The sequence below is a fragment of the Shewanella sp. KCT genome, assembly GCF_007636505.1.
Lineage (GTDB): Bacteria > Pseudomonadota > Gammaproteobacteria > Enterobacterales > Shewanellaceae > Shewanella > Shewanella halotolerans.
Window position 1 is genome coordinate 1 of the sequence record NZ_LVDJ01000035.1, and the last position, 2,965, is coordinate 2,965.

General features: G+C 52.7%; 1 protein-coding gene. It reads left to right on the top strand.

From position 1 onward, the window contains the following. Positions 1 to 107 precede the first annotated feature (107 nt). A partial coding sequence (locus tag AYI87_RS21105; RefSeq protein WP_144204529.1) for a tape measure protein occupies positions 108 to 2,965 on the top strand: 2,858 nt, incomplete at its 3' end.

Consider the following 2,965-nt stretch of genomic DNA (forward strand, 5'->3'; position numbering starts at 1 on the left):
AAAGCTGCGGCTCATCGCCCATACGGTGACCCAGCTCTTTAATGAAAAGCTTGAATAACAAACTTACTGCTTAGGAACGAGCGCCAGCCAAGGTTGAAAGCTAGATTATGAATGATTTAAAAGTCGCACTGACCCTGACAGCCGATGGCAAACAACTGGTTGCCACGGTCAACGAGACCAAAGTCGTTGTCTCTAACTTAAATACCAAGCTGGGGCAAACCAAAGGCGCCAGTCATCAAGCTTCTCAAGGTTTAAATCAGCTCGACCGGCAATCGGCTAGCACAACAGCAGCCCTTGCACGTATGCGTAATATGGCTGTGGGGGCCTTTGCGGGGTTATCGGCAATTAACCTAGGGCAGAAACTTAGCCAGGATTTAGCTGCATTTCAGGATGTACGCACCCGCTTACAGAGTCTGTCGGGCACCACGGCGGCTTATGCGGATAATGAAAAGTACCTGCTACAGCTGACCCGCGAACATCACAAAGAGCTTATTCCGCTCGCCGATAACTATGCAGCCATGCTGAACCTGGTGGATTCAGGCCTACTGACTCAAACGCAATCGCGGGTGATTTTAGAAGGTATGAGTAATGCTCAGTCAGCATTGGGTGCAACCTCAGTTCAGCTTGGGCAGTCCATGTATGGTTTGTCACAGGCATTAGCCTCGCCTACTGTGCGGGCCGAAGAACTTAACCAATTGGTTGAACCTATGCCTGGTCTGCTTAATAAAATGGACAGGGCTGCTGGCCTCAGTGCCGGTGGTTTTCGCCAGATGGTGCTCGACGGCAAAGTGACCTCAGAGTTTTTGCGCAATAACCTCATTAAAGCGCTGCAGGACTACAGCGGCGCAGCGGCGGCCACGGCGGCCAACATCAGTGCCCAAACTCGCGACATGAAAAACGCTTATCAGCAACTGTTGGTGGCGTTTGAAAGCCCGATTAATGACAGTTTAACCCCGGTTCTATCAACCATTACCGACGGATTAACCTGGACAACGGATAACGCCGATACCTTGCAGCAAGTGTTTACTGGGGCCATGGTAGTGGCATTGACTCGTGCGACTCAAGCGGGGGCACTGCACGCTGCGAGCTTGGTTAAAAATGCCTATGCGGCGGCAACGACTCGCATGGCAACCATTGCTGCGGCAGAAGCTGAGCTACATCGAGCTAAGGTGCAACGGGCTGCAGTACTGACGTCTGGTCAAGCCGTGGTGGCTGAAGCCAGGCTAACAGCCGCTCGTGAAGCCTTGGCCGTGGCAACGACTCAGGCAACAATCGCAACGCGTGCTTTTAATGCCGCAACGGCATTAGTGGGTGGCCCAGCAGGTTTTGCTTTGATGGCTGCATCGGGTATTGCGTATTTAGCTTATGAGGCATCTTCTGCCGAAAATCCATTGGCAGGTCTAACGAGCGAAGTTGATAGGCTCAATAGCAAACTCAGCGCCATGAATGAGGCACAGCGCGGCATCGAGGTCAGCAAGCTTTCGACAAAGATGCAGGAATATCGGGATGAAATGGCCGATGCCCAGGCAGAGATTGATGGCTTGATTGCGCAGGGATTTACCGGCTCTGATGCCGCGGTCATGTTAAGCGTCAAGCGCATCGAGGAGTTACAGGCCTACATTGCCAGGCTAGAGGTGAAACTTAACGATGCCAGCGCGGCGCAGCAGAAGCTGTTTAAGGCGGGAATGCCTGAGCTAACCAATAGTCCAGGCGATACAGCCAACCCTTCTACCATCAATAAACAGCAACAATCGCTGTTAGACAATCTCACCAAGCAAAAGACCCTCTATGGTGATGTGAGCGAAGCGGCCAAGGTGCGCTATGAAATAGAGCATGGTGCGTTAAAAGGCCTTGATCCCGTCATTAACGCCAAAATTCTCCAAGCGGCCAAAGAGCTGGATGCCGCTAAGGCCAGCGCCGATGCTTCAAAAGATGCTGCCGATGCCGCTTCGGCCCAGGCTAAAGAGCTGAAAGCCTTGCTGGCTGTGCTTGACCCTGTAGGCAGCGCTGCCGATGAGATGGCGGCTAAAGAGCGCCTGCTTAAGGTCTATTTTGAGCAGGCCAATGTACCATTAGAGCGGCGTAAGCAGTTGCTGGCGGCGCTCAGCACTGAGTACACCAAGCCCAGTGAGTTTGACCAGTTAAAAGGCCAGTTAGATCCCGCCTATGCGGAAAATCAGCAACACAGTGAGAACATGGGCATACTGAATGCCGAGCTGGACAACACCCCGGAGAGCGAAGCCCTTAAACGCAATGAGATCAACCTGCTGATTGAGGCCGAGCAGCGCCGTCACGCCGAGGCGATGAAGTTGATCAATGGTGAAGTGGCCATGGACTTTGATCAGCTTTGGGAAAACAGCGTCGATCGCTTCTCTGCCGGTATTGGCCAAGTGACTGCAGATGCCATGTTTGAAGCCAAAGATTTTGGTGAGGGAACCAAGGAATTGTTGCGAGGTGTGAGCAAAGAGGCGATTAAGCTGCTGGTTGAATGGGGTGTCCAGCGAGCGTTAGCAGCCGCTAAAGATATGGCATTAACCAAAACACAAGGGATAGCCACTAAAGCCGAAGCCGCCACAACGGGTACTGCCGTAGCGACATCAATGGCGCCAGCAGCAGCGACGTCTGCTATGGCGTCTTGGGGCAGCAGTGCAGTGGTAGGTATGGCTGCTATGATGGCTGGGATTGCGTTGCTACCTAGCATTATTGGTCAGTTTCACGGCGGCGGTACTATTCCTCGCGAAGGTACCTATCTACTCGATGGCGGCGAAACCGTTTATACCCGCAAGCAGCAACAAACCCTGATGAATGCGATGAGCGCCAGCGCAAATGGTGTAGGAGGCCGTAGGCAACTTAATATCGAGCAGCACAATACTATAGTGGTGAGCAATGAATCTCAGGCCGAAAGTTTGGCTGAAGTGTTGCCACAGCTAGTTGCCATGACCAAGAGTGCCGTGGTGGAAGATCT